Origin of the sequence: Methylobacterium sp. J-072, from assembly GCF_022829425.1 — a bacterium.
Lineage (GTDB): Bacteria > Pseudomonadota > Alphaproteobacteria > Rhizobiales > Beijerinckiaceae > Methylobacterium.
In genome coordinates this window covers 25491-46889 of sequence record NZ_JAKSYK010000219.1, presented here as the reverse complement: position 1 = coordinate 46889, position 21399 = coordinate 25491, and the positions used below count along the sequence as shown (strand labels likewise).

The window sequence follows — 21399 nt, the reverse complement described above, 5'->3', positions numbered from 1 at the left end:
AGCGGCCCGACGAGGTCGCGTTCCTGCGCGCCGTCCTGGCCGATCTCGGGGCCGAGGGGCGCGTGCGGGTCGCCCGTTTGCGCAGGGACGGTCGGATCCTGGCCTCCGCGATCCTGCCGCTCACCGGCCCCGAGGCCTGGGTGCTCAAGATCGCCCACGACGAGGCGGATTCGGAGGCCGCCCCCGGGGTACAACTCGTCCACCGCCTGACCGAGGCGGTGCTGGCCGGGGAGGGGATCGACCGGATCGACTCGTGCGCGCCACCGGATTTCGCCCTCGGCTCCACCTTCTGGACGGAACGGCGGCCGATCGCTCACCTCTTGGTCGAGGCCGGGCGCGACCCGCTGTTCCCGCTGGCCCGAACCCTGGAGCGCGCCCGCGAGCGTGTGGCGCGGGCACGCCTCACCAGCCGAGGCGACCGATCTGCGTGAGTCGCGCCTGCGTCGCCGCCTCGTCGCGGCCGATGCGCGCGATCCGCTCGGACAGGGCGTAGCAGGTCGCGCAGAACGGCAGCTGGATCACCGCAACGCCCTCGCTGCGCGCCCGGCCGACCGAGGCGATCAGGCAGGCGACGACCGGCTCGTCTGCGGGCGTACCGAGGCAGTCGGCGCGCGGGCTGCCGAAGAGCGGACGGTTCGGCCAGGTCAGCTGAAGCGTGGTGCCGCCGCGCCGGTCCGGGGCCGGCGCCAGGGTATAGCTGCGCAGGAACAGCCCGCAGGTCAGCAGGACGAGCCCGGGCAGGATCAGGGCGGCGCGCATCGGGCTCAATCGCCCTCATCGAAGCGGCTTCGAAAGAACACCTCGCGGCCGGCACCGTCGATCACCCGCACGGCCTGGGCCGGCTCGCCGGAGCGCTGGGGGACCCGGGCGCGGGCGAACAGGCGCAGGGCCCGCTCCTGGGCGGTCTCCAGGCTGCCGACGCGCACCGAGATCCGCGTCTGGACCTCGTCCGCCTCGGGGCCGAGGACTTCGATATGGAAGGTCTCGCGCAACGGCACCTGCCTGATCAAGAACGCCGGTCCGGCGCGGATGGGGGCTGAGCCCGGGTTGGATGGCGACCTCGGAGCCAAGTCCAATTGCAACGCGATCGCGGGCGGCTCTAAGAGGGGCGCCCCCGACATAGGGGAGATTGTTCGAGGAGTCCCGTGGACCCGCTGAAGGCTGCCGCCGCGACTGCCGTCTGCCTCGTCCTGTTCTGGCTGGCCTTCCGGCTGACCCGCCGCCTCGTCGATATGGCGATTGCCGGCGGCTACGCGGAGGAGCGCCGGCGGCTGGCGGAAGAGGAGGCTCAGGCCGCCTTGGACGCCGTGCCGCAGGCCTCGGTCACCTGCGCCACCCCGGCGAGCTTGGGGGCGAACGGCGACCCACCGTCCGTCTCCGCGATCGGCATCGTGCAGGGCGCGCCCGCGAAATAGGGATGGTCGAGCCGCGGAGCCGGCGATGGCGCCGACCCGCCCCTATCGCGCCGGCTTGCCGGGATCCGCTTCAAAGCCGCCGGTCTGCCGCAGGGCCTCGCCGGTGATCATTGCGGCCGCCACCGCGACGTTGAGCGAGCGCAGGCCGGGCCGGATCGGCACCACCACCCTGGCATCGGATACCGCGTGGACGGCGTCGGGCACGCCGGCAGATTCGCGCCCGACCATGATGCAATCGTCCGGGCGGAACCCGAACGCCGTGTGGGGCAGGGCGCCCGCCGTGGTGGCGAGCACCAGCCGCAGGCCGGCCTCGGCCCGCCACGCCTCGAAGGCCGAAAACGAGCGGTGCCGGGTGATCGCCACGTGGTCGAGGTAATCGAGGCCCGAGCGGCGCAGGTGCCGGTCCGAGACGTCGAAGCCCGCCGGCTCCACGATCTCGACCGCCAGCCCGAGGCAGGCGGCCATCCGCAGCATCGTGCCGGTGTTCTGGGGGATGTCGGGTTGGTAGAGGACGAGGCGGAGCATGGGGTGAGGCTTGTGATGGGCCGGCGCCCCGTCGTCAAAGCCCCGTGCTCGCGATCCGGGCTACGGCAGGCCGCCCGGCTGGTTGACGGCCAGGAGCATCGTTCCGAACAGCGTCAGGATGACGCCGATCACGCGGTTGAACAGGATCTGGCGGCGCAGGACAAAGTCGCGCACACCCGGCTTCGAGAGATACGACGAGACCAGGGCGAACCACGCCAGGTGGGACAGCGATATGAACAGGCCCCAGGCGACCTGCTGCTGCAACGCGGCGTCCGGACCCAGCGCCTGGCTGTAGATGCTGATCACGAAGATCGAGGTCTTGGGATTGAGCCCGTTCGTGAGCAGTCCGGTGACGACGCCGCGCGCGCTGAAGGCGGCGGGCGGTCCGGCCGCCTCCGGCTCGGCCGCCCGGCTGCGCAGCGCCATCGAGACGCCCATGACGATGAGGTACGCGGCGCCCAGGATCCGGATGAGGCCGAAGGCGTGGGGGATCGTGCGCTCGATAAGCGCGATCCCGACGATCGCGTAGGCGACGTGGAACCAGCACGCGAGCGCGATCCCGGTGCTGACGGCAAAACCCGCCTGCCGGCCGTACAGACAGCTGTTGCGCGACACCATGGCGAAATCGGCGCCGGGGCTGAGCACGGCCAGCCAGACGACGGGAACGATCAGGGCGGCCTGCTCCATCGCGGATTCCTCAAGGCTCGCGAATCCGGCCGCGCGTCGTCGCCGACGCGCCGGTGCGCGGTGTCGCTGGTGTCGGGGTAGGGCCACGGCTTCGGGGCGCCACGGTCCAGCGCATGGAAGCACAGGCCCCGGACCGAAAAAATCGAGTTGCTCTCACCGGGATGCGTGAGGAAAGCTCACCGGATGAACGCCCCGGACCCCATGCGCGAACGCCTGCCGCAACTCGGCGCGCTGCGGGTGTTCGAATCGGCCGCCCGGCACGGAAGCCTGACCCGGGCCGCGGAGGAGCTGCACGTCACCCACGGCGCCGTCAGCAAGCAGATCAAGAACCTCGAGGCGGATCTCGGCGAGGCGCTGTTCGTGCGCCGCAACCGGGGGGTGTTCCTGACGGAGCGCGGGCGCGCTCTGGCCGCCCGGCTCCGGAGCATCTTCGGCGATCTGGAAGACACCCTCGCCGACTTCCGCACCAGGGGCTCGGGGCAGCCCCTCGTCGTGTCCTGCGAGCCGACCCTGTGCCTGAAATTCCTGATCCCGAGCCTCGGCGCGTTCCAGCAGGCCACCGGGATCGAGGTGCGGGTGCTGGCGGCCGGCGGACGCATCGATTTCCGGCGCGACCATGTCGATCTCGCGATCCGTCGGAACGACTTTCCGATCGACGGCGCGCTCCATGCCCGGGTGATCTGCGACGAGGCGATGGGGCCGGTCTGCGCGCCGGAGGCACTCGCCGGGTTCGAGGCGAAAACGGGCCGGTTCCCGCTTCCGGCGCTCCACACCCGCAGCCGGCCCGATGGCTGGGCGACCTGGAAGCGCCTGAACCGCCCAGTGATCGCCTGCACCTCGGACCGGACCTACGAGCATTTCTACCTCGCCATTGAGGCCGCCCTGGCCGGGCAGGGGGTCGCCCTCGCGTCGATCCACATGGTCGAGCGGGACGTGGCGGCCCGGCGCCTGTGCAGTCCGCACGGCTTCTGGCCGGACGGGACCCAGTATGTCGCCCTCTCGGCGCATCCGATCGAGGATGACGCGCGGGCGAGCCGCTTCGTGGACTGGCTCTCCGCGCGTATGAACGCGACCCTCGCGGCCGCGATGCCGTCACTCGGCGAGTCCCGGGCCGCGGTCGCTCAGCCGGCAAAGGGGCGGGTAATCCACGGTACGCGGTGAGAATCGGCGGAACTTACGCTGCGCCAGAGCCTTAAGGCGGCGCCACCCTCGTTCGCGGCCCTCCGTCCGAAAGTCCTGACCCGATGCGCACTTCGCTCCTCGCCTCGGCCCTCCTGCTGGCCGGCCTCGCAACCGCCGCGGCGCAGACTGCCAGCCCGACCCCGAATGCCGGCGCGCCCGCGGCGCCGGCCCCCGGTCAGCCGGCCACCATGGCCGACAACCTGCGCCCGACCTTCGTGGCCCAGACCCCCGACGACATGGTCGCCAGCAAGCTGATCGGCGCCAACGTCACCAACGCGGCCAACGACACGATTGGCCAGATCGCGGATTTCGTCCTCGACCAGAAGGGCAGCGTGAAGGCCTGGATCATCGGCGTCGGTGGCTTCCTCGGTATCGGCTCGAAGTACGTGGCGGTCGACCCGTCGGTGATGAAGCTCGACCGGACCGACGATAAGACGCTCCAGGCCCGCATCGACACGACCAAGGATCAGCTGAAGGCCGCGCCGGAATATATCTACCTCGGCAAGGAGCCGCCGAAGGGTGCAGCCGCCGCCCCGCCCGCCGGGGAGCCCGCCGCCAAGCCCTGACATCGGGTCCCAGGCGAGCCGGCTTGCCTTCGCGCGCCGTTCCGTGCTGTGCCAGCCGCTGCACGGAGGTCGGAGTCGAAAAAAGATGCGCCGCGCCTTGATCCCGCTCCTCGCCTTCTGCCTCGGTCTCGTCGGCCTGACCGGGGCGGCGGTGTTCGCGTTCATGCCGGACCGGGCGCCCGTAGGCGTGCCCGGTGTCGGCGGCCCGTTCACGCTGATCGACCAGGACGGGCGCACCGTCACCGAGCGCGATTTCACCGGCGCGCCGCACCTGGTGTTCTTCGGCTTCACCCATTGCCCGGACGTGTGCCCGACGACGCTCCAGCAGGTCTCGGACGTTCTCGCCGCCCTGGGGCCGAAGGCTGCGCGCATGCGCGTCGCCTTCGTCACCGTGGATCCCGAGCGCGACGACCCGGCGAGCCTGAAGACCTACCTGTCGAGCTTCGATCCGCGTATCACCGGCCTCACCGGCAGCCCCGAGCAGGTCGTCGCCACCGAGAAGGCGTATCGCGCCTATGCCCGCAAGGTGCCCGGCAAGGACGGGGACTACACGATGGAGCACACCGCGATCGTCTACGTGATGGACGCGCAGAACCGCTTCCTCGGCGCCCTGGACGTCTCGCGCCCGGCCGAGGAGACCGCGGCGCAGCTGGCGAAGAAGATCTGATCTGTCTCTAGGGAAACCCTACAGCGTCATCCCGGCATGGAAGCGGTCGGGGGAGAGCGGCAGCAGGAACTGCACGCCGAAGCCGCCGTCGAAGTAGCGCACCAGCCGTCCAGGGGTGCTGCCCACCGTCACAGACGCCCCAAGATGCAGCGTAGCCGAGCTGGCGATCGCCACGCCCGACATCGAGATATCGATGAGCCGGGCCTGGATCTCCCGTCCGCTCTCGACCCGCAGGGTCACCGCCGTCTGGGTCGGCACCAGACGCTCGTGGGACCGTCCCTCGGGCAGGCCCAGGATCTCCCGGTTGGCGAGCCAGGTCAGCTGGGACGCGATCTTGTCGCGCTTGCGCGGCGTGGCGTTGAGCTGGACGGCGAAGCCGCCCTCGCTGAAGCGCGCGATGACGCCCTCGATCCGCCCGATATGCTCGAGGTAGAGCACCACACGCTCGCCGATCTCGCCCACCACCGCGCAGGTCAACCGGACGCCGCCCGGCGACATGTCCACGGTTTGGCAGGGATATTCCCGCCGGTCGGCCAGCATGTAGCGGCCGAGCACGGAGACCCGCACGCGCTGGTGGCGGCGCTGGTCGGCGGCGTTGCGCCCGCGGCTGGCCGCGCGGCCCGCATCCGTTCCGGCGGTGGCGTCGACCGCGATCATACCGAGATGGGCTCCCCGCCGCGACAATCGTTATCGCAGGCTAGACGCGGACTGTTACGAAAGTCTTTTTTCCGATTCAGCAATATCCGCCGCAGGGTGAATTTTTCTGTCCTGCGCGGTCGTGCGATTCGGCTTGGCCTGTACAGGCTCCTATTTGTGCCGAGCGCATTCGATATCTCGCCGAAAAAGTGCTGTTTAATATATCGAATTCAGAATTTGTCTCACGGTATCAGGCCCGCCCGCCGGCATGGACGAGCAGGTGCCCCCGGCGCACCGGGCCGGGAAAGCCGGCCGGGCCCCGGATCGCCGCCCGTGCCGGCGGGGCGGCCTCCACCCGGCGGCCGGGCAGGATGCGCAGGGAGGTGGTTTCCGCCTCCACGAGCGGGCGCAGGCCGATCCAGTGCGGCGTGGTCTCGAGGCTCAGGGTCCCCAGTGCCCGGACCTGCATGCGCCCGCGATGGCGCAGGGGCAGGAGCAGCAATTCGAGATCTACCGCCTCGCCGGCCGTGTTCTGGCCGCGCAAGCCCGCCACCACGCCCAGGGTGTCGCTGGCGACGATGTCGACGATGCGCCAGGGATCGGGCGCCTCCGAGCCCCACAGGCTGGCGAAGGTCGCGCCCTTCAACTCCCGGCCGTAGAGGGCGCAGACCCGGGTGCCGGCGAGCCGGATGGTGGCCGAGCGCTCCGCCATGTCGAGTTCCAGGATCAGGCTATCGGCCAGCAGATGCCGGATCTCGCCCGGCTCGATCTCGGCCCGCTCGGGCGCGGCGCGCTCACCGCGCAGGCGCTCCCAATAGGCATGGAGCATGCGGCTCGTGGGATGTTTCATCGGTCGTCCCGGATCGATACGCCTGTTGTCCGTCCCCGGGTCAATCTGGCACATCCGCGGGGGAGGGGCCGGCGATCCGGGGCGATCTCGGGCTTCAGGGCGCATGCGCCGTGCCGCCCGGCGCGGGACGGTTTGGGGATCGAGATTGGCGCGATTTCGGATGCGTGGCGGTGCGGGGACCGGAGCGATGTTCGGACGCTCTCAACGGCGCCACTGCACCGGAACACCACCCGAAAAGGCTTCAATACGTCGCCGGGACTTGCCCGATCCCCCTTAGCCCCGACATGGTGCCGGGATGGATGCCTCCCCCGAATTCCCGCGCCAGAGCCGCGTGCCCGTGTTCAACATGCCGGGGGTGGTGACGCTCTCGATCGGATTGCTGATGGCGATCCAGGCGGTGCGCGAGTTCCTGCTGCCGGACACGCTCGACATCCGGGTCGTCCTCGACCTCGCGCTGGTGCCCGCCCGCTGGACGGTGTGGTTCGATCCCGGGAAGGCCGCCGAGGTGATCCAGGCGGCGGCCGGAATCGGCGACCCGGACATGGAGGCCGCCCGCGAGGCGTTCGCCCGCTACATCACCTCCGAGCACGCGCTGCAGCCCTGGACGCTGGCGACCTACGCTCTGCTGCACGGCTCCTGGATGCATGTGATCTTCAACAGCGTCTGGCTGGCCGCCTTCGGATCGCCGGTGGCCCGGCGCTGCGGCGCTGGGCGCTACGTCCTGATCGGGCTGGCGGGAACGGTGGCCGGCGGCGTGCTGCACGTGCTGATCGATCCCTTGAGCGCGGGGCCGCTGGTCGGCGCCTCGGCGGGGATCTCGGCCCTGATGGCGGCGGCCGCCCGCTTCGTGTTCCAGCCGCCCGCCTCCGGGTATTCCGGAGCGCCCTGGCAAGTGCCGCCGCACCGGCCGGCCGAGACGATCCCCGAGCTCCTGCGCAACCGCACGGCGGTGGCCTTCCTGGCGATCTGGCTCGCCACCAACCTGCTGTTCGGCCTCGTGAGCGTGCCGCTGGTGGGTGAGAACGCCGCCATCGCCTGGGACGCGCATCTCGGCGGTTTCATCGCGGGCTTCCTGTTGTTCCCGCTCCTGGATCGGCGCGAGAGGGTGCCGACCTAAGCACCTTGCCAACGCGGCGGTTCGGTCACACACTCGCCATAATGTGAACGAGCCGGGGCCTACCCGGACGACAGCGTAACGAAGGCGCCGCGGCTGACGGCGCACGCACCGCGTCACAGGGAGAGAGTCATGACCGTCGCCCGCATCCTCGCCGAGAAGGGAAGCTCCGTCGTCACCGTGAGCCCCGACAAGACCCTCGAAGAGGTGATCCAGATCCTGGCCGAGAAGCGGATCGGTGCACTCGTGGTCGCCCATCCCGACGGGTCGGTGGCCGGCATCATCTCGGAGCGCGACATCATGCGGGCGCTGGCCCGCCACGGGGGCGCGACCTTCGACGCCCCGGTCTCGGACCACATGACCACCCAGGTCACCACTTGCGGCCGCAGCAGCACCATCGAGGAGGTGATGGGCCTGATGACCGAAGGGCGCTTCCGCCACGTCCCGGTCTGCGAGGAGGGCCGCCTCATCGGCCTGATCTCGATCGGCGACGTGGTGGCGCGCCGCATCGCTACCGTGGTGGCCGAGCACCAGGCCCTGCGCGATTACATCACCATGGCGTAGGCCACGCGCCGGCTGGGTGTCCGGCCGGCGCGCGTCGCCCTCACGCCTTCGCGGGGTCGAGGGTGACGTGCCACAGGTCGGTATCGGCCGCGTCCTTGAGGGTCACGGTCATCTGCTCTGTGGCGCCGTCCACCGCGACGTGGCCGAAGAACTGGTAGCCGGCGGCCGGGGACAGGTTCACCTGGCCCTTGTCGGGCGCCTTCACGTAGCGCAGCTGCGGCCCGAACGTGTTGTCCAGCGCGTTGGGGCCGTAGGTGCCGGCGTGCAGCGGCCCCGAGACGAACTCCCAGAACGGGTCGAAATCCTGGAACTGCGCCTTGTTGGGGTCGTAGTAGTGGGCGGCCGTGTAGTGCACGTCCGCCGTCAGCCAGACCGTGTTGCGGATCTTGGCCTGCTTGATGAACCGCAGCAGGTCGGCGATCTCCAGCTCGCGCCCGAGCGGCGGCCCGTCGCCCTGCGCCACCGCCTCCGAGCCGAAATCGCGGTCGACGTCATAGGTCACCACGAGGCCGAGCGGCATGTCGGCGGCGATCACCTTCCAGGTCGCGCGCGATTCGGTGAGCGCCCGCTTCAGCCAGGCGATCTGCTGCGGCCCGAGGAAATACGCGTCGGGGCCGTATTGCTTCTGCAGGTTCTCGCCGTTCGGGCCCCGGTAGGAGCGCATGTCGAGCATGAACACGTCGACCAGGGGGCCGTAGGCGATCTTGCGGTAGACCCGGCCGGGCTCGGCCGGCTCGAAGCGCATCGGCATGTATTCGTGGAAGGCGCGAGCCGCGCGCAGCTGCATCGAGAGCACGTTCGGGTCGGCGTATTTCTTCTTCAGGTGCTCGGCCCGGGTGAGCGGCTCGCCCGGCCACCAGTTGTTGGTGACCTCGTGGTCGTCCCACTGCGCCAGGATCGGCACCGAGGCGTTCATCGCCAGCACGTTCCGGTCGGTGAGGTTGTACTTGTGGCGGCCGCGGAACTCAGCGAGCGATTCGGCGGGCTTCGACACCTCCTCGGTGACGCGGTTGCGCCAGAGGCTGCCGTCCGGGAGCTTCACCTCGGCCTGGATCGGCCCGTCGGCGTAGATCGTGTCGCCGGAATGGATGAAGAAGTCCGGCCGGTTCTTGAGGATCGCGGAGTAGATCGTCATGCCGCCGCGGGCCTCGTCGATGCCCCAGCCCTGGCCGACCGTGTCGCCCGACCAGCAGAACGAGACCGAGCGCTTGTCCGCCGGCGCGGTGCGGAACCGCCCGACCTGCGCAGGCCCGACGATGGTCGGCGCGGCGACATCCTGGAGCCGGACCCGGTAGAACACGTCCTGCCCCGGCGGCAGACCGGTCAGCGCCACCTTCACGGTGCCGTCGCTCTCGGGCAGGGCATCCGCGAAGACGCCGCCGCGGATCTCGGAGAAGCTCTCGGTGGTCGCCCACTCGATGATCGCCCGGGCCGGCCGGTCGGAGCGGGCCCACACCACCGCCGAATCGGTGCCGACATCGCCGGACTGGAGGCCGTGGCTGAGGAGCGGCCGGTCGGCGGCCCGGCTCAGGCCGGGACGGGCCAGGCCGGTGGCCATCCCGACGAGGCTGGCGCCTCCGGACAGGAGGATCTGGCGGCGGCTCGTATACATTGGAAGCCCTCTAGGTCGGTGAGGGCCCATCGCAACCGGCCGCGACAACCGCGTGACGATCCTGGCGCGAAGCCGATCGAAAAGATTGCTAGGCTCGCGCGGCGGCGCCGTTCACGACGGCGCGGATCCGGGGCAGGGCCGCCCGGGCCGCCCGGTAGCCGATATCGATCCCCTCGGCGGCCTTGTGGAAGTCGAACAGGCCGAAGCCGGCGACATCCGGGCCGATGGCGATGTCCGGTGGGTCGCGCTCCAGCCGCGCCCGGGAGATCCGGTCCTGGGTGATGTTGAAGGCGCCGAGCACCACGCGGGCGATGCCGGGAACCGGGATCTCGGGCTCCTGGGGCTCGAAGCCCGGCAGGCGCTCGCGGATCACCTGAAGGAAGCTGCGGCGCGGGGCCGGGGTCGGCACCTCGTGCACCACCGGGCCGCCGGTATCGCCGTTGAGGTTCACGCAGATCACGAGGTCGGCCCCCAGCGAACGGGCCAGCGCCACCGGCACCGGGTTGACCAGGGTCCCGTCCATCAGCACGCGGCCCTCGTGGGTCACCGGCGGGAACAGGCCGGGGATCGCGTAGGAGGCGCGCACCGCCTCCACGGTCGGGCCCTCGGTCAGGCTCACCTCCAGGCCGCTGCCGAACTCGGTGGCGACGCAGCCGAAGCGGATCGGCAAGCTCTCGATCCGGCGCGTGCCGAGATCGGCGAACAGCCGCCGACGCAGGCGGTTGCCGGCGATCAGCCCGGAGCCCGGAAAGCGCGGATCGATCAGCCGGACCACCCGGCGCCGGGTGAGTTCCCGCGCGAAGGTCTCCAAGCGGTCGAGGCGCCCCGCCGCGTAGCAGGCGCCGACCACGGCGCCGATCGAGCAGCCCGCCACCACGGTGGGATGGATGCCGCCTTCCTCAAGGGCGCGGATTACCCCGATATGGGCCCAGCCCCGGGCCGAGCCGCCGCCCAGCGCGAGCCCGATCCGGGGGCCGGCACTGGGCAGGGGCCGGATCGGCTCGACGGTGCCGGGGAGGAAATACGGGACGGCCGGACACGCTTGCCACTGCAAGGCAAGGGACGCGCTCATGCCCCGGCGGCCTCCAGGGTGATGGCGCCATCGGCCCCGCGGACGACGCGGCGGTAGAAGCAGGCCCGGCGGCCGGTGTGGCAGCAGCCGCCGTCGCCGCCGACCTCGACGCGGATCAGCAACGCGTCCTGGTCGCAGTCGACCCGCATCTCGACGACGCGCTGGATCTGCCCGCTGGTCGCGCCCTTGTGCCAGAGCTCCTGCCGGGACCGCGACCAGTACCAGGCCTCCCCGGTGGCGATGGTCCGGGCCAGCGATTCGGCGTTCATGTGGGCGAGCATCAGCACCCGCCCGTCATGGGCGTCGACCGCGATGCAGGCGACCAGGCCGTCCCGGTCGAAGCGCGGGGTGAAGGCCTTACCCTCCTCGACCTCGGCCCGGGTGCCGGGGGGAGCGAAAGCGCTATCGCTTGCGGTCATGGCGGCAGACGCTGGTCCGGTGAAGCTTGAGCCGAGGCTATTGGGTGCAGGCTGATCGATGAAAGCCGCGTGACGGTGCGGCCTGGTCGGGCCGTCCCGCCTGCGGTTACTTGGTCCCGCCGCGCACCAGGGTGAGGAAGCGCACCTGCTCGCTGGCGTCGTCCTTGAACACGCCGCGGAACTGGCTGGTGATGGTCGAGACGCCGGCCTTCTGCACGCCGCGCATCGCCATGCAGAGATGCTCGGCCTCAACCATCACGGCGACGCCGCGGGGCTTGAGGATGCTCTCGATCACGTCGGCGACCTGGGCGGTCATGGTCTCCTGCGTCTGCAGGCGGCGCGCAAAGGTATCGACCACGCGGGCGAGCTTCGAGAGCCCGACGACGCCGCGGGTCGGATAATAGGCGATGTGGGCGAGGCCCATGAACGGCACCATGTGGTGCTCGCAATGGGAGTAGAACGGGATGTCGCGCACCAGCACGATGTCGGAGTAGCCCTCGACCTCCTCGAAGACGCGCGCCAACAGGGCCTCGGCATCCATCTCGTAGCCGCCGAACAACTGCCCGAACGCCTTGGTGACCCGAGCCGGGGTATCGCGCAGGCCCTCGCGGTTCGGGTCGTCGCCGGCCCAGCGCAGGAGCGTGCGCACGGCGGCTTCGGCCTCGGCGCGGCTCGGGCGGCCGGTCTCGATGCCCTCGGGCACGCGGGTGGCGGAGGCGGGCTCCGGCGCGACCTCGACCGCAGCGGGGCGGCCGTCATCGAGCGGTCGGTTGTCGTTGCGCATACCCGTCAGACTCTGTCCCAAATCCTGCCCATCGAGGCCGCCACGGTCCAGGCCGTTTCCCTCGCCCCGGTAGGACAATGATTTAAGCGCCGCATCCATGGCATCTCCGGCCCGCGCCACACGGGACTTCATCGTGGTGCTGTCAGGCTTGGCATACATCGTCGGATCGCGTCGGGCTGTGAGGGAGATCCCGGGCTCGAAACAGGTTCGAGCCGGCGTCCCGGTTGGACTAGAGCCGTTGGGAACTACCCTGGCCGTGGGCGCAACCCTGGTCGACGGGCCGCCTCCTCGCGAAGCGACCGTATGCGGCCTATATCATTGTTCGCGCGGCAACACGCAATGCACGCGTCGCGCGGCAGACTCCCGATGGGCAAAAGCCGATCGGATGACGCACCCGGCCGAGGCCCCGATGCTCGACGACATCTACAACCGCCGTATCCTCGAACTGGCCGCCGACATCCCGCGTCTGGGGCGCCTGGAACGGCCCGACGCCAGCGCCACCGCGCATTCCCGCCTGTGCGGCTCGACGGTGACCATCGACCTCGTGCTCGGCGAGGACGGCCGCGTGGCCGATTTCGCCCAGGAGGTCCGGGCCTGCGCCCTCGGCCAGGCTTCCTCGTCGCTGATGGGCCGCCACGTGGTCGGCGCCACCGAGGACGAGCTGCGCGGCGTCCGCGAGACCATGCGGGCGATGCTGAAGGAGAACGGCCCGGCCCCTGATGGCTCCTGGGCGGACCTCGCCGTTCTGGAGCCGGTGCGGGATTTCAAGGCGCGCCACGCCTCGACTCTGCTGACCTTCGACGCGGTGGTCGACGCCCTCGACCAGATCGCCGCCAAGCGCCAAGTCCCTGCAAAGACTGCGGCCGCGTAGAGCCCGATGGTCCGGCGCGCGGCGCATTGGGCGATTCGCGCCTACCAGCTCACCCTGTCGGGCCTGATCGGCCGCCAGTGCCGCCACTGGCCGAGCTGTTCCGAATACACCGACCAGGCCATCGCCCGACACGGGCTCTGGCCGGGGGCCTGGATGGGCTTTTCGCGGATCTGCCGCTGCGGCCCGTTCGGCACCCACGGCATCGATCTGGTGCCGGACCGGCTGCCGCCGGCCGCCGCCTGGTACCGCCCCTGGGCCTATGCCCGCTGGCGCGGCGTCGAGGCCCCGCCGTCGCCGTTTGCCTGCGAGGCAGTGGAGGCGGGAGAGGCGCCGGCCGAGCGCCGCCGGTTTCAGGACGGGGCCGGGTTACAAGATTGAAGAAAGATTTTCCAAAAACAACGACGCCCTCCCAAAGTCTTTCTCATAACGTCCGCGATGCAGGCGGCGGCCTCGTAAATCACCGTGTCATTCGGGGTTGCGCAGCGCCCCCCGATCGGACGAGCCCTGGCAACCGATCACGCCCATTCCGGTTGTCCCTCCAGACAGCCCGGCCCGACTGCGGCTGAGCGCCAATCCAGAGTGTGCGAACCATGTCCACCGAGTTCAGAGGCAAGACGCATATCGACATCTTCGACCGGGTCATGCGCGAAGAGTGGGCCCAGCGCTTCGGCGTCAGCGAAGAGCGGCTTCGCAAGGCCGTGACCATGGTGGGGAGCCGGATCACCAGCGTCGCCGCCTATCTCGACAAGCCGGCCTCCTGATGAAGACGACGGCGTCGGAATCCGAACCCGACCTACGATCCTCCCCGGAGCCCGCCGCTCCGGGGAGCGGTCCACGTCCGCCCTCGAACCGGTCCGAGGACAGGACTGCGCCGGATGCGATTCCGTTCGAGGAGATCCGGGAGCGCGCCTACGAATTGTGGGAGCGCAACCACCGGCCCGAAGGGTTCGAGATCGAGTTCTGGCTGCTCGCCGAGCGAGAGCTGCGCAAGGAGCGCAACCGCAGGAAGGCCGACGAAGCCCAGCTTCCCCCGGCCGCCGATCCCGAGACGCATTAAGGCCCTCGACGGCGCGGCTGCCGCAGCGAGCGCGAGCGGCACGCTGGTTCAGGCGAGGCCGGGGAGCGCCCGCGCTCAACCCGGAGCGCTTGCTGGCGCCCCGACCTCCCAGGTCGAGCTCAGCCCGTGGCTGACGCTTCACGCGATCGACAATGCCCACGGCACTCCGGGCGCCGGCCTCGTCTGCGACCTGTCGATCCGCGCCGGCGACGTCTACCGGCCGATCAAGACGGTCACCACCCAGGCCAATGGCCGCCCAGACGGACCGCTCCTGTCGACGATGCGCTGAAGCCCGGCCGCTACGAACTGCTGCTGCCTGTCGAGGCGTATTTTGCGGCGCCCGGCGTGACGCTCTCGAGCCCGAACTTTCTGGGCCTCGTGCCGATCCGCTTCCAGATCCGCGATGCGCGCCAGCACTACCATCTGCCGGTTCTGTTTACGCCCTGGGGCTATTCGGAATATCGCGGCAGCTGAGGCCAGGCCTGATCTCGCGGCGGTTAACCGGATGGAGGCCGCGGCCGTCGACCGATTGAACGCAGCCTATCGGGCGCGGTTCGGCTTCCCGTTCATCATCGCGGCACGGCTTATCCGGGACCCGGCGGTCGAGGAGGCGACCGCCCGGGAGGAGGTCGCCCAGATCACCCGCATGCGCCTGGACGGGCTGGTCGCGGGCTGAGCCTCAGGCTCCGGCCGCCGCCTTGGCCTCGACCAGGGCCGCCTCGAAGCTGGTGAACGCCGTGGTCGCCTCGTCCCAGGCCTGGGCGCGGACGTGCCGGGCCAGGGCAGCGGCGAGCTCCCGAGCCCGCGTCAGGGCCGATTCCACCGCGGCCGGGCGGCTCGGATCGGCCGGGATGCCCACCGGCGGCGTGTCCGCCGCGCGCATTCCCACCAGGGTCGCAGCCATGGCGCGGCGCCAGGCGGCGCAATCGGCCGGGATGCGGGCGAGCCGCATCGCCGCGTCGCTCCCGGCCTGCCGGTCGAGCAGGGTGCGGCCGAGATCCTCGATCCGGTCGAGCTGGCCGAGCGCGTCGCCGATCTCCCGGCGGCCCTTGTCGGTGCCCTCCGCGATCCGGCCGACGCTCCGGGCGATCTCGCCGGTGGCCTGGATCTGCTGGCCCATGATCTCGGAGGCTTCGCGCATCTGCGCCGCCACGGTGGCGACGGCGCCGCTCTCCGCCTCGACCCGGACATTGGCGCGCACCATGGCGGCGGCACCGGTCTCGACGGCGCTGCGGCTGCGCGTCACCGCCGCCTGCATCGCCGCCATCTCTTCGCGTAATCCGCCGAGACGGGCGCGGATTTCGTCAGTTGCCTTCGCGGTCTGCGCGGAGAGCATCTTCACTTCCGCCGCGACGACCGCGAAGCCGCGGCCCGCTTCGCCGGCCCGGGCGGCCTCGATGGTCGCGTTGAGCGCCAGCAGGTTGGTCTGAGCCGAGATCGCCGCGATGGTTCCGGCCATCTCCTCGATCCGCAGGGCGGCGGCCGAGAAACTGTCGAGCCGGCTGCCGATCTCGTCGGTGCCCTGCTCGATCCCGCGCATGCCGTCGCTGGCGCGCTGGAGGTCGTCGACGCAGGTGGCGATGCCGGCGCGGGCGGTCTCGGCGGTCTCGGCGGCGGAAGAGGAGCGGGCCGCGATCTCGCTGGTGCTGGCGGCGAGTTCCTCGCTGGCGGCGGCGATCAGCCGGGCCTGCTCGGCGGTACCGGAGGCGTCGTGCGTCATCCAGCCGATCGAGGTCCCGGCATCGGAGGCCGCGGCCGACAGGCGCGCCAAGAGCGCCATCAATTCGCGATCGGGAGCGGCGGCTTCCGGCAGGACCACGTCCGCGGGGTGCGCGACGGGCGAGACGGTCCGGGCGTCGGCCGCTGCCGCGGTCTCGGCCGGGTCCTGAGCCGGGCGCTTGCGGCGCAAACTCAACATGCGGAGGCTCCTGCGAAGGTCGATTCGAGGGCCATATTCGCACGGAACCTTCAACCGAAGATGAAGGATAACCGTCTCTTATTGGAATTGGACGAAGGCGTCCGTTTCCCGGCCGGCGCCCCCCGGACGAAACCGTCCGGGGGGCGCCGTCGTCGCTCACTCGCCAGTCAGCGCGGCCTTGGTGCGGGACCACCAGCCGGCGCGCTTGGGCCGGTCCGGATCCGTGGGCTGGGTCAGCACCACCGCCACCGGCTCGCGGGGCGGCGCGACCTCGGCCGGCGCGGCCTCGGGCTGAGGCTCCGCGGTCGGCGTCTCGGCCCGCTCGGCGGGCTCCGGCGCGGCCGCGACCGGCAGGTCAATGGCGACCTCGTCGTGGACGGGGGACGGTGCAGCCTCGACCGCCTCGGCCACCGCCTCCGCACTCACCGGCTCCTCGGCCGACAGGGCGACCACATCGGAATCCGTCTCGCCGGACCCGTCGGACTCGCCGCCCTCGCGGGTGCGGCCCTCGGCGCGGCCGCGACCGCCCCGGCGGCCGCGACGGCGGCGGCGCGTGCCATCCTCTTCGGTCCGGGCACCCTCGTCCGAGCCGGCGACGGCCTCGTCGGATTCGCCACCCTCGGGCGCCACGGCCGCGATTGCGGCCTCAGCGAAGTCGGGCGTCTCCTCGGTGCCGCGCTCCTCGTCCTGGTCGTCCTCGTCCTGACGCTCGCCCTCGGCCTGGCCCTCTTCCGACCGGCCGTCCTGGCGACCGCCCCGCCGGCGACGCCGACGGCGGCGGCGACGGCCGTCGCCCTCATCGCGCGTCCCGTCTTCGCGCGTGCCCTCATCGCGCGATCCATCCTCGCGGGCCTCGGCCCGACCCTCCTCAGACCGGCCCTCCTCGGCCTCCGCCTCGGTGTCGTCGCCCTCGTCGGCCTCGTCCTCGTCGTCGAACTCCATGGCGGGCGAGATCGCCTGCGCGCGCACCCCCGTCACCGGGCCCTCGGCCCGCTGGGCCGGTTCGCCGCGGTCGAGCTGGAACGCCGTGGTCACCGCCAGCCGCTCGTCAGCCGCGATCGTGATCGTGACGCCGAAGCGGACTTCCAGCTCGCGCAGGTGCCCGCGCTTCTGGTTGAGGATGTACAAAGCCACCTCGGTCCGGGTGCGCAGGATCAGGTTGTGGGAGGCCGACTTGAGCAGCGCCTCCTCGATGGAGCGCAGGATGTGCAGAGCCACCGAAGCGGTGGCCCGCACGTAGCCCGAGCCGCCGCAATGCACGCACGGGATCGAGGATGATTCGAGCACGCCGGTGCGGATGCGCTGGCGGCTCATCTCCATCAGGCCGAAGGGCGAGATCCGGCCGACCTGGATGCGGGCGCGGTCGTTCTTCAGGCAGTCGTTGAGCTTCTTCTCGACCGCGCGGTTGTTGCGCTTCTCCTCCATGTCGATGAAGTCGATGACGATCAGGCCCGCGAGGTCGCGCAGGCGCAGCTGGCGGGCGACCTCCTCGGCCGCCTCCAGGTTCGTCCGCAGGGCAGTGTCCTCAATATCGTGCTCACGGGTCGAGCGGCCCGAGTTCACGTCGATCGAGACCAGCGCCTCGGTCGGGTTGATGACGAGGTAGCCGCCGGATTTCAGCGAGACGTGGGTCGAGAACATCGCGTCGAGCTGCTGCTCGACGCCGTAGCGGGCGAAGATCGGCGTCGGGTCGCGATAGGGCTTCACGACCTTGGACTGGCCGGGCATCAGCATCCGCATGAAGTCCTTGGCCTCGGCATAGGCCTCCTCGCCGGAGACCAGCACCTCGTCCAGGTCCTTGTTGTACAGGTCGCGGATCGCCCGCTTGATCAGCGAGCCCTCCTCGTAGACGAGCGCCGGCGCCATCGAGGTCAGGGTCAGCTCGCGGACCGATTCCCACAGCCGCATCAGGTACTCGAAGTCCCGGGCGATCTCGGGCTTGGAGCGCGAGGCGCCGGCGGTGCGCAGGATCACGCCCATCCCGTCCGGGACCTCCAGGTCGGCCACGACCTCCTTGAGGCGCTTGCGGTCGGCCGCCGAGGTGATCTTCCGGGAGATGCCGCCGCCGCGGCCGGTGTTGGGCATCAGCACCGAGTAGCGGCCGGCGAGCGACAGGTAGGTGGTGAGCGCCGCGCCCTTGGTGCCGCGCTCCTCCTTGACCACCTGCACCAGGATGATCTGGCGGCGCTTGATCACCTCCTGGATCTTGTAGTGGCGGCGATAATGGCGCGGCCGCTCGGGAATCTCGGCCAGCGCGTCGCCGTTGCCGCCGACCTGGGCGATCCGGGGCTCGGCATCGGGATCGTCGGAATCCTCATCCGACTCCTCGTCGGACTCGTCCTCGTCATCCTCGTCCGAATCGTCTTCGTCCTCGTCGTCCTCCTCGGACTCCTCGTCTTCCAGATCGGCCTCGTCGTCGGCCTCTCCGATCGCGGACGAACTCCGGACGGAGGACGCCTCGGCGGCATCCTCGGCGATCGTCTCGGCCGGCGCGTCGGCGACGGTCAGGGCCTCGGCCACGGCGACCACGGCCTCGGGCTCGACCGCCTCGTCCCGGTCGGCTGCCGGCTGCTCGGGCTGCGCCCCGGTCTCGGCCTCAGCCTTGGGCTCGGTCGCCGGCACGGCCTCGGCGGCCTGCGCAGGAATGTCCCCGGCGGCGGTTTCGGAGGCGATGGCCTCCTGAACGGCGTCCGGGTTCTCGGCGAGGGTGTCGGGCAGCCCGGTCTGGGCAGCCTGGGGCTCATGCCCCTCCGCGCGATCCTCGGCCTGCACGGTCTCGACGTCCGACGACTCGGCGCCCTGCGGCAACTCCGAACCCGATGCGAACTCCGAATCGTGCTGGGTCTCGAGATCCCGCGGGGCTTCGGACGCGTCCTCGGCGCTCACCGTCTCGTCGGTGCGGGAGCGGGCCTCGGCGCGGCGGCCGCGGGACCGGCGGGGCGACCGGCGGCGGCGCTCCTCGCGCTCGCGATGCTCCTCGGCGTCGCGGGCCTCGTCCTCGAGCAGCGCCTGCCGGTCGGCGAGCGGGATCTGGTAATAGTCGGGGTGGATCTCGTTGAAGGCGAGGAAGCCGTGGCGGTTGCCACCGTACTCGACGAAGGCCGCCTGGAGCGACGGCTCCACCCGGGTGACCTTGGCGAGGTAGATGTTGCCGCGCAGCTGGCGCCGGTTGGCGGCTTCGAAGTCGAACTCCTCGACCCTAGACCCGTGGACCGTGACGACCCGGGTCTCCTCCGGGTGCATCGCGTCGATCAGCATTTTGTTGGCCATGTCGGACTCTCGGCATGGCGGCCGACGTCGTTCTCCGTGCCCGTGGTCCCGGCGGCGCCTCGCCCGACCTCAATATGGTCTGACAGGGTGCCGGCCTCGCCGCCGAGGCGGCTGGGTTCGAGGGGAAATTGCCGTCAACCGCCGTTCGGCGCCCTGGGCGCCTGGGGTTGAACTTGGCCGGTAGGGGGAACGGGCCGGTGCGACGCAGGGTCTGCGCCTCCGGGGCACGCGCAGCGCCATGCTGGGCCGTGCATCCGTCCATCCTGGTTCCGACCTCGCGAAACAATCTCGACCGGGTGAGACCGGCCGTGAATTCCTGGATGCGGCGGAACGGCTCCACCGCGTCGTGCGACACCTGCCCGATCGGGAAAACACCCGTCGCCGCCAAGCGAGCCGAAAAAGCCCGCCGCGACGCCGCGTCCGTTTTCTCGAAGGAATTCGGCCGCGTCCGCAAGCCGTTACGACGGCCGGCGGGACCGGAGAAGGGTCAGTATCATTACAGACGGCCACGGGGATTTGGCAAGGGTCAAGCGCGGGACGATGTCACGGTATCGTCATGGCAACGCTCGCGCCGCTGCCCGCGGCGACTGGCCCGTGGCTTGCCGAAATGCGCGGCTGAAATGCGCCGGGTCCGAATAACCCAACCGGTATGCAATCTCGCCGATCGGCAGACCGGGCATTCTGAGCAGCGCCTCGGCGCGGGCGATCAGGACCTGCCCGCGGATTTCAGCATAGGACGTCCCCTGGGCCTCAAGGCGCCGCTGCAGCGTTCGGCGCGTCAGCCCGAGCCTGTCGCAAAGCCTGTCGAGCTTCGGCGGACCGGCGGGTTCACCGGCGCGGAGCAGCTCGGCCAGGCAGGCGGCCCAATCGACGGGATCCGGAATGGGGGCGACCTCGTCCGGCGCGAGGTCCGGGAGCGGACCCGGATTGATCGCGTCCAGAATGTCGACTGGGAAGATCAAGCCGGCATGAGGTCCCAATGTGATGGGACAGCCGAGCACAGCCTCGATCGCAAGCCGTCCGGGTAATGTCGCGCCGGTCACGATCGCCCGGGTTGGCTGCCAGCGTGGCCCCATGAAATGGCGCCCCACACCGAGAAGATAACCGAGGGCGAGAATCTCATTCTCCTGCCGCCCGGCTTCGATCCGCTCGGTGACAGCGTAGCCGTACCGAGCCAACGGTCCCCGTATGGTGAGCCCCGTCCAAGTCGCGGTTTGAAGGAGCTTTGGCGTCAGCGCGTGGGCGCGTTCGATCGCATGGTGGAGCGTCGGGGCTGCGGCGACGCGGAGACCGAGCGGCCCGAGCCCCTGGAGGCCGCTATCGACCGAGAGACGCGCCGGAAGCGCATCGTCGCCGATCTCCCGAGCGGCGCAGGTGAGAAGCCGAAACTGATCGCGCAACAGCACGGGCCGATCTGGCTCGTCGACCAGACTCGCGGGTAACGCCGCCCGGCGGAACACCCGTGCAACGGAACCGCCACTCGCCTCCACGGCCCGGATCACAGGGCCTATCGACCGCGCCCTCGTGAAACCGATCCCGCTCATCGATTCGCGAAGCCCGCGTTGCTGGCGCGAAATGGCAAGAACGGGCGGTTTGCGGCGCCTATCATCCTCGGAAAGCCCACGGCCACCCAAGCGAGGTAGGTGTCATGGATCTTCACATGCGAGGCGGGGAATGGATCGCGCGGCGGACGTTCGTGGCGATCCTGCTTGTGGGCGTCCTCACCTCTGCGAGGCTCGCTCACGCGGCCGAGCCGGTGTTGGCTGTGTTGCCTATCAAGCTCCTCGACACCTCTGCCGAGCCCACCGACCAACGCGCTGCTCATACGGAGCGCCTCACCTCTCTGGGGTCCGATCTCGCCTCCGCGCTCGGGACACCTGACCTGTACCGGACGGTGCGGGTGAAGGCGGACGATCTGCATGCGGCCTGCCCGAGCGAGGCGCCTGATTGCCTTCTCGGCTTCGTGCGCGCTGCCGGGGCGAGCCTCGCCTTCGTCGGCGTCGTGCACAAGAGCAGCACGCTGATCATGCAGATGTGGGCGCGGATCGTCGATGCTCGGTCCGGGCAGGTGCTGTTCACGCGTGAACTGAACTTCCGGGGCGACACCGACGAGGCCTGGCGGCGGGCGACGGAATTTCTCGTCGCCCAGATCCGGTCGGATCCCCCGTCGCAGACTCGGTGACACGCCGA

Annotated in this window: 27 protein-coding genes; 14 read left to right on the top strand and 13 right to left on the bottom strand. The window is 70.5% G+C overall.

What is annotated here, in order from left to right; translation table 11 throughout:
* Positions 1–431: GNAT family N-acetyltransferase (locus MKK67_RS29415; protein ID WP_243972231.1), on the top strand; the 431-nt coding region annotated here is incomplete at its 5' end.
* Here MKK67_RS29415 and MKK67_RS29410 read toward each other — a convergent pair.
* Positions 403–759, bottom strand: a complete 357-nt coding sequence (locus MKK67_RS29410) for a hypothetical protein (RefSeq protein ID WP_243972229.1) — start codon at positions 757–759, stop codon at positions 403–405. The genes MKK67_RS29415 and MKK67_RS29410 overlap by 29 nt on opposite strands.
* A gap of 5 nt (positions 760–764) precedes the next feature.
* Positions 765–992 (bottom strand): hypothetical protein, encoded by a 228-nt coding sequence (locus tag MKK67_RS29405; RefSeq protein WP_243972245.1) that lies wholly within the window; start codon positions 990–992, stop codon positions 765–767.
* A 153-nt stretch (positions 993–1145) separates the two neighbouring features.
* On the opposite strand from MKK67_RS29405, the gene MKK67_RS29400 reads away from it, so the two are divergent.
* Complete coding sequence (locus MKK67_RS29400) at positions 1146–1415, top strand: hypothetical protein (protein ID WP_243972227.1); 270 nt, start codon at positions 1146–1148, stop codon at positions 1413–1415.
* Between the two features lie 42 nt (positions 1416–1457).
* On the opposite strand, the gene MKK67_RS29395 is transcribed toward MKK67_RS29400, so the two are convergent.
* Positions 1458–1940, bottom strand: a complete 483-nt coding sequence (locus tag MKK67_RS29395; protein WP_243972225.1) for a tRNA (cytidine(34)-2'-O)-methyltransferase — start codon at positions 1938–1940, stop codon at positions 1458–1460.
* A gap of 60 nt (positions 1941–2000) precedes the next feature.
* Entirely contained in the window at positions 2001–2627 is a 627-nt protein-coding gene (locus tag MKK67_RS29390; protein WP_243972223.1) for a LysE family translocator, read from the bottom strand.
* A gap of 183 nt (positions 2628–2810) precedes the next feature.
* On the opposite strand from MKK67_RS29390, the gene MKK67_RS29385 reads away from it, so the two are divergent.
* From MKK67_RS29385 to MKK67_RS29375, 3 genes are all read left to right on the top strand, one after another.
* A complete protein-coding gene (locus MKK67_RS29385) occupies positions 2811–3788 on the top strand; it encodes a LysR family transcriptional regulator (RefSeq protein WP_243972221.1) in 978 nt (325 codons plus the stop codon).
* 83 nt (positions 3789–3871) lie between these two features.
* Positions 3872–4375: a PRC-barrel domain-containing protein gene (locus MKK67_RS29380; protein ID WP_243972219.1), complete on the top strand. Its 504-nt coding sequence runs from the start codon at positions 3872–3874 to the stop codon at positions 4373–4375.
* 85 nt (positions 4376–4460) lie between these two features.
* A complete protein-coding gene (locus MKK67_RS29375; protein ID WP_243972218.1) occupies positions 4461–5042 on the top strand; it encodes an SCO family protein in 582 nt (193 codons plus the stop codon).
* Positions 5043–5060: 18 nt separating this feature from the next.
* On the opposite strand, the gene MKK67_RS29370 is transcribed toward MKK67_RS29375, so the two are convergent.
* Entirely contained in the window at positions 5061–5699 is a 639-nt protein-coding gene (locus tag MKK67_RS29370) for a PilZ domain-containing protein (RefSeq protein WP_243972216.1), read from the bottom strand.
* A gap of 229 nt (positions 5700–5928) precedes the next feature.
* Positions 5929–6528, bottom strand: coding sequence for a PAS domain-containing protein (locus tag MKK67_RS29365; protein WP_243972214.1), 600 nt, complete (start codon positions 6526–6528; stop codon positions 5929–5931).
* 295 nt (positions 6529–6823) lie between these two features.
* On the opposite strand from MKK67_RS29365, the gene MKK67_RS29360 reads away from it, so the two are divergent.
* Positions 6824–7645 carry a rhomboid family intramembrane serine protease gene (locus tag MKK67_RS29360; protein WP_243972212.1) on the top strand — a complete coding sequence of 274 codons (822 nt, stop codon included), beginning with the start codon at positions 6824–6826 and terminating at the stop codon, positions 7643–7645.
* A 129-nt stretch (positions 7646–7774) separates the two neighbouring features.
* On the top strand, positions 7775–8206 hold the full coding sequence (locus tag MKK67_RS29355; RefSeq protein WP_243972210.1) for a CBS domain-containing protein: 432 nt from the start codon (positions 7775–7777) through the stop codon (positions 8204–8206).
* 40 nt (positions 8207–8246) lie between these two features.
* Here MKK67_RS29355 and MKK67_RS29350 read toward each other — a convergent pair whose 3' ends face one another.
* From MKK67_RS29350 to folE, 4 genes are all read right to left on the bottom strand, one after another.
* On the bottom strand, positions 8247–9818 hold the full coding sequence (locus tag MKK67_RS29350) for an alkaline phosphatase D family protein (RefSeq protein WP_243972209.1): 1572 nt from the start codon (positions 9816–9818) through the stop codon (positions 8247–8249).
* Positions 9819–9906: 88 nt separating this feature from the next.
* A complete protein-coding gene (locus tag MKK67_RS29345; protein ID WP_243972207.1) occupies positions 9907–10890 on the bottom strand; it encodes a patatin-like phospholipase family protein in 984 nt (327 codons plus the stop codon).
* Positions 10887–11309, bottom strand: a complete 423-nt coding sequence (gene hisI / locus MKK67_RS29340) for a phosphoribosyl-AMP cyclohydrolase (RefSeq protein ID WP_243972205.1) — start codon at positions 11307–11309, stop codon at positions 10887–10889. Before hisI ends, MKK67_RS29345 begins: the two co-directional genes overlap by 4 nt.
* A gap of 106 nt (positions 11310–11415) precedes the next feature.
* Positions 11416–12252 (bottom strand): GTP cyclohydrolase I FolE, encoded by an 837-nt coding sequence (gene folE / locus MKK67_RS29335; RefSeq protein ID WP_409568460.1) that lies wholly within the window; start codon positions 12250–12252, stop codon positions 11416–11418.
* A gap of 250 nt (positions 12253–12502) precedes the next feature.
* On the opposite strand from folE, the gene MKK67_RS29330 reads away from it, so the two are divergent.
* From MKK67_RS29330 to MKK67_RS29305, 6 genes are all read left to right on the top strand, one after another.
* Positions 12503–12964 (top strand): iron-sulfur cluster assembly scaffold protein, encoded by a 462-nt coding sequence (locus MKK67_RS29330; protein WP_243972241.1) that lies wholly within the window; start codon positions 12503–12505, stop codon positions 12962–12964.
* A gap of 6 nt (positions 12965–12970) precedes the next feature.
* On the top strand, positions 12971–13342 hold the full coding sequence (gene yidD / locus MKK67_RS29325) for a membrane protein insertion efficiency factor YidD (protein WP_243972203.1): 372 nt from the start codon (positions 12971–12973) through the stop codon (positions 13340–13342).
* Between the two features lie 212 nt (positions 13343–13554).
* Entirely contained in the window at positions 13555–13725 is a 171-nt protein-coding gene (locus MKK67_RS29320) for a DUF3606 domain-containing protein (protein WP_147857855.1), read from the top strand.
* Entirely contained in the window at positions 13725–14021 is a 297-nt protein-coding gene (locus MKK67_RS32725) for a DUF2934 domain-containing protein (protein ID WP_279601893.1), read from the top strand. Before MKK67_RS29320 ends, MKK67_RS32725 begins: the two co-directional genes overlap by 1 nt.
* Positions 14022–14147: 126 nt before the next feature.
* Positions 14148–14495, top strand: coding sequence for a hydroxyisourate hydrolase (locus tag MKK67_RS29310; RefSeq protein ID WP_243972201.1), 348 nt, complete (start codon positions 14148–14150; stop codon positions 14493–14495).
* Positions 14496–14526: 31 nt separating this feature from the next.
* Positions 14527–14697, top strand: a complete 171-nt coding sequence (locus MKK67_RS29305) for a 2-oxo-4-hydroxy-4-carboxy-5-ureidoimidazoline decarboxylase (RefSeq protein WP_243972199.1) — start codon at positions 14527–14529, stop codon at positions 14695–14697.
* A 3-nt stretch (positions 14698–14700) separates the two neighbouring features.
* Here the strand turns inward: MKK67_RS29305 and MKK67_RS29300 are convergent, their stop codons facing one another.
* The 3 genes from MKK67_RS29300 to MKK67_RS29290 all read right to left on the bottom strand — a co-directional run bounded on the left by MKK67_RS29300 (position 14701) and on the right by MKK67_RS29290 (position 20753).
* Complete coding sequence (locus MKK67_RS29300) at positions 14701–15939, bottom strand: methyl-accepting chemotaxis protein (protein WP_279601892.1); 1239 nt, start codon at positions 15937–15939, stop codon at positions 14701–14703.
* A gap of 156 nt (positions 15940–16095) precedes the next feature.
* The gene (locus MKK67_RS29295) at positions 16096–19209 is read right to left on the bottom strand and encodes a ribonuclease E/G (protein ID WP_243972197.1); all 3114 of its coding nucleotides are present in this window, start codon (positions 19207–19209) and stop codon (positions 16096–16098) included.
* Positions 19210–19763: 554 nt separating this feature from the next.
* A complete protein-coding gene (locus tag MKK67_RS29290) occupies positions 19764–20753 on the bottom strand; it encodes a helix-turn-helix transcriptional regulator (RefSeq protein WP_243972195.1) in 990 nt (329 codons plus the stop codon).
* 221 nt (positions 20754–20974) lie between these two features.
* On the opposite strand from MKK67_RS29290, the gene MKK67_RS29285 reads away from it, so the two are divergent.
* Positions 20975–21391, top strand: a complete 417-nt coding sequence (locus tag MKK67_RS29285) for a DUF2380 domain-containing protein (RefSeq protein WP_243972234.1) — start codon at positions 20975–20977, stop codon at positions 21389–21391.
* Positions 21392–21399: the final 8 nt, after the last annotated feature.

Coding starts and splice junctions, on each gene's coding strand:
- MKK67_RS29375 (WP_243972218.1), top strand. CDS start 4,461: ATGCGCCGCGCCTTGATCCCGCTCCTCGCCTTCTGCCTCGGTCTCGTC.
- MKK67_RS29345 (WP_243972207.1), bottom strand. CDS start 10,890: ATGAGCGCGTCCCTTGCCTTGCAGTGGCAAGCGTGTCCGGCCGTCCCG.
- folE (WP_409568460.1), bottom strand. CDS start 12,252: ATGTATGCCAAGCCTGACAGCACCACGATGAAGTCCCGTGTGGCGCGG.
- MKK67_RS29305 (WP_243972199.1), top strand. CDS start 14,527: ATGGAGGCCGCGGCCGTCGACCGATTGAACGCAGCCTATCGGGCGCGG.
- MKK67_RS29300 (WP_279601892.1), bottom strand. CDS start 15,939: ATGTTGAGTTTGCGCCGCAAGCGCCCGGCTCAGGACCCGGCCGAGACC.
- MKK67_RS29385 (WP_243972221.1), top strand. CDS start 2,811: ATGAACGCCCCGGACCCCATGCGCGAACGCCTGCCGCAACTCGGCGCG.
- hisI (WP_243972205.1), bottom strand. CDS start 11,309: ATGACCGCAAGCGATAGCGCTTTCGCTCCCCCCGGCACCCGGGCCGAG.
- MKK67_RS29370 (WP_243972216.1), bottom strand. CDS start 5,699: ATGATCGCGGTCGACGCCACCGCCGGAACGGATGCGGGCCGCGCGGCC.
- MKK67_RS29330 (WP_243972241.1), top strand. CDS start 12,503: ATGCTCGACGACATCTACAACCGCCGTATCCTCGAACTGGCCGCCGAC.
- MKK67_RS29410 (WP_243972229.1), bottom strand. CDS start 759: ATGCGCGCCGCCCTGATCCTGCCCGGGCTCGTCCTGCTGACCTGCGGG.
- MKK67_RS32725 (WP_279601893.1), top strand. CDS start 13,725: ATGAAGACGACGGCGTCGGAATCCGAACCCGACCTACGATCCTCCCCG.
- MKK67_RS29295 (WP_243972197.1), bottom strand. CDS start 19,209: ATGGCCAACAAAATGCTGATCGACGCGATGCACCCGGAGGAGACCCGG.
- yidD (WP_243972203.1), top strand. CDS start 12,971: ATGGTCCGGCGCGCGGCGCATTGGGCGATTCGCGCCTACCAGCTCACC.
- MKK67_RS29395 (WP_243972225.1), bottom strand. CDS start 1,940: ATGCTCCGCCTCGTCCTCTACCAACCCGACATCCCCCAGAACACCGGC.
- MKK67_RS29320 (WP_147857855.1), top strand. CDS start 13,555: ATGTCCACCGAGTTCAGAGGCAAGACGCATATCGACATCTTCGACCGG.
- MKK67_RS29290 (WP_243972195.1), bottom strand. CDS start 20,753: ATGAGCGGGATCGGTTTCACGAGGGCGCGGTCGATAGGCCCTGTGATC.
- MKK67_RS29355 (WP_243972210.1), top strand. CDS start 7,775: ATGACCGTCGCCCGCATCCTCGCCGAGAAGGGAAGCTCCGTCGTCACC.
- MKK67_RS29365 (WP_243972214.1), bottom strand. CDS start 6,528: ATGAAACATCCCACGAGCCGCATGCTCCATGCCTATTGGGAGCGCCTG.
- MKK67_RS29380 (WP_243972219.1), top strand. CDS start 3,872: ATGCGCACTTCGCTCCTCGCCTCGGCCCTCCTGCTGGCCGGCCTCGCA.
- MKK67_RS29360 (WP_243972212.1), top strand. CDS start 6,824: ATGGATGCCTCCCCCGAATTCCCGCGCCAGAGCCGCGTGCCCGTGTTC.
- MKK67_RS29390 (WP_243972223.1), bottom strand. CDS start 2,627: ATGGAGCAGGCCGCCCTGATCGTTCCCGTCGTCTGGCTGGCCGTGCTC.
- MKK67_RS29350 (WP_243972209.1), bottom strand. CDS start 9,818: ATGTATACGAGCCGCCGCCAGATCCTCCTGTCCGGAGGCGCCAGCCTC.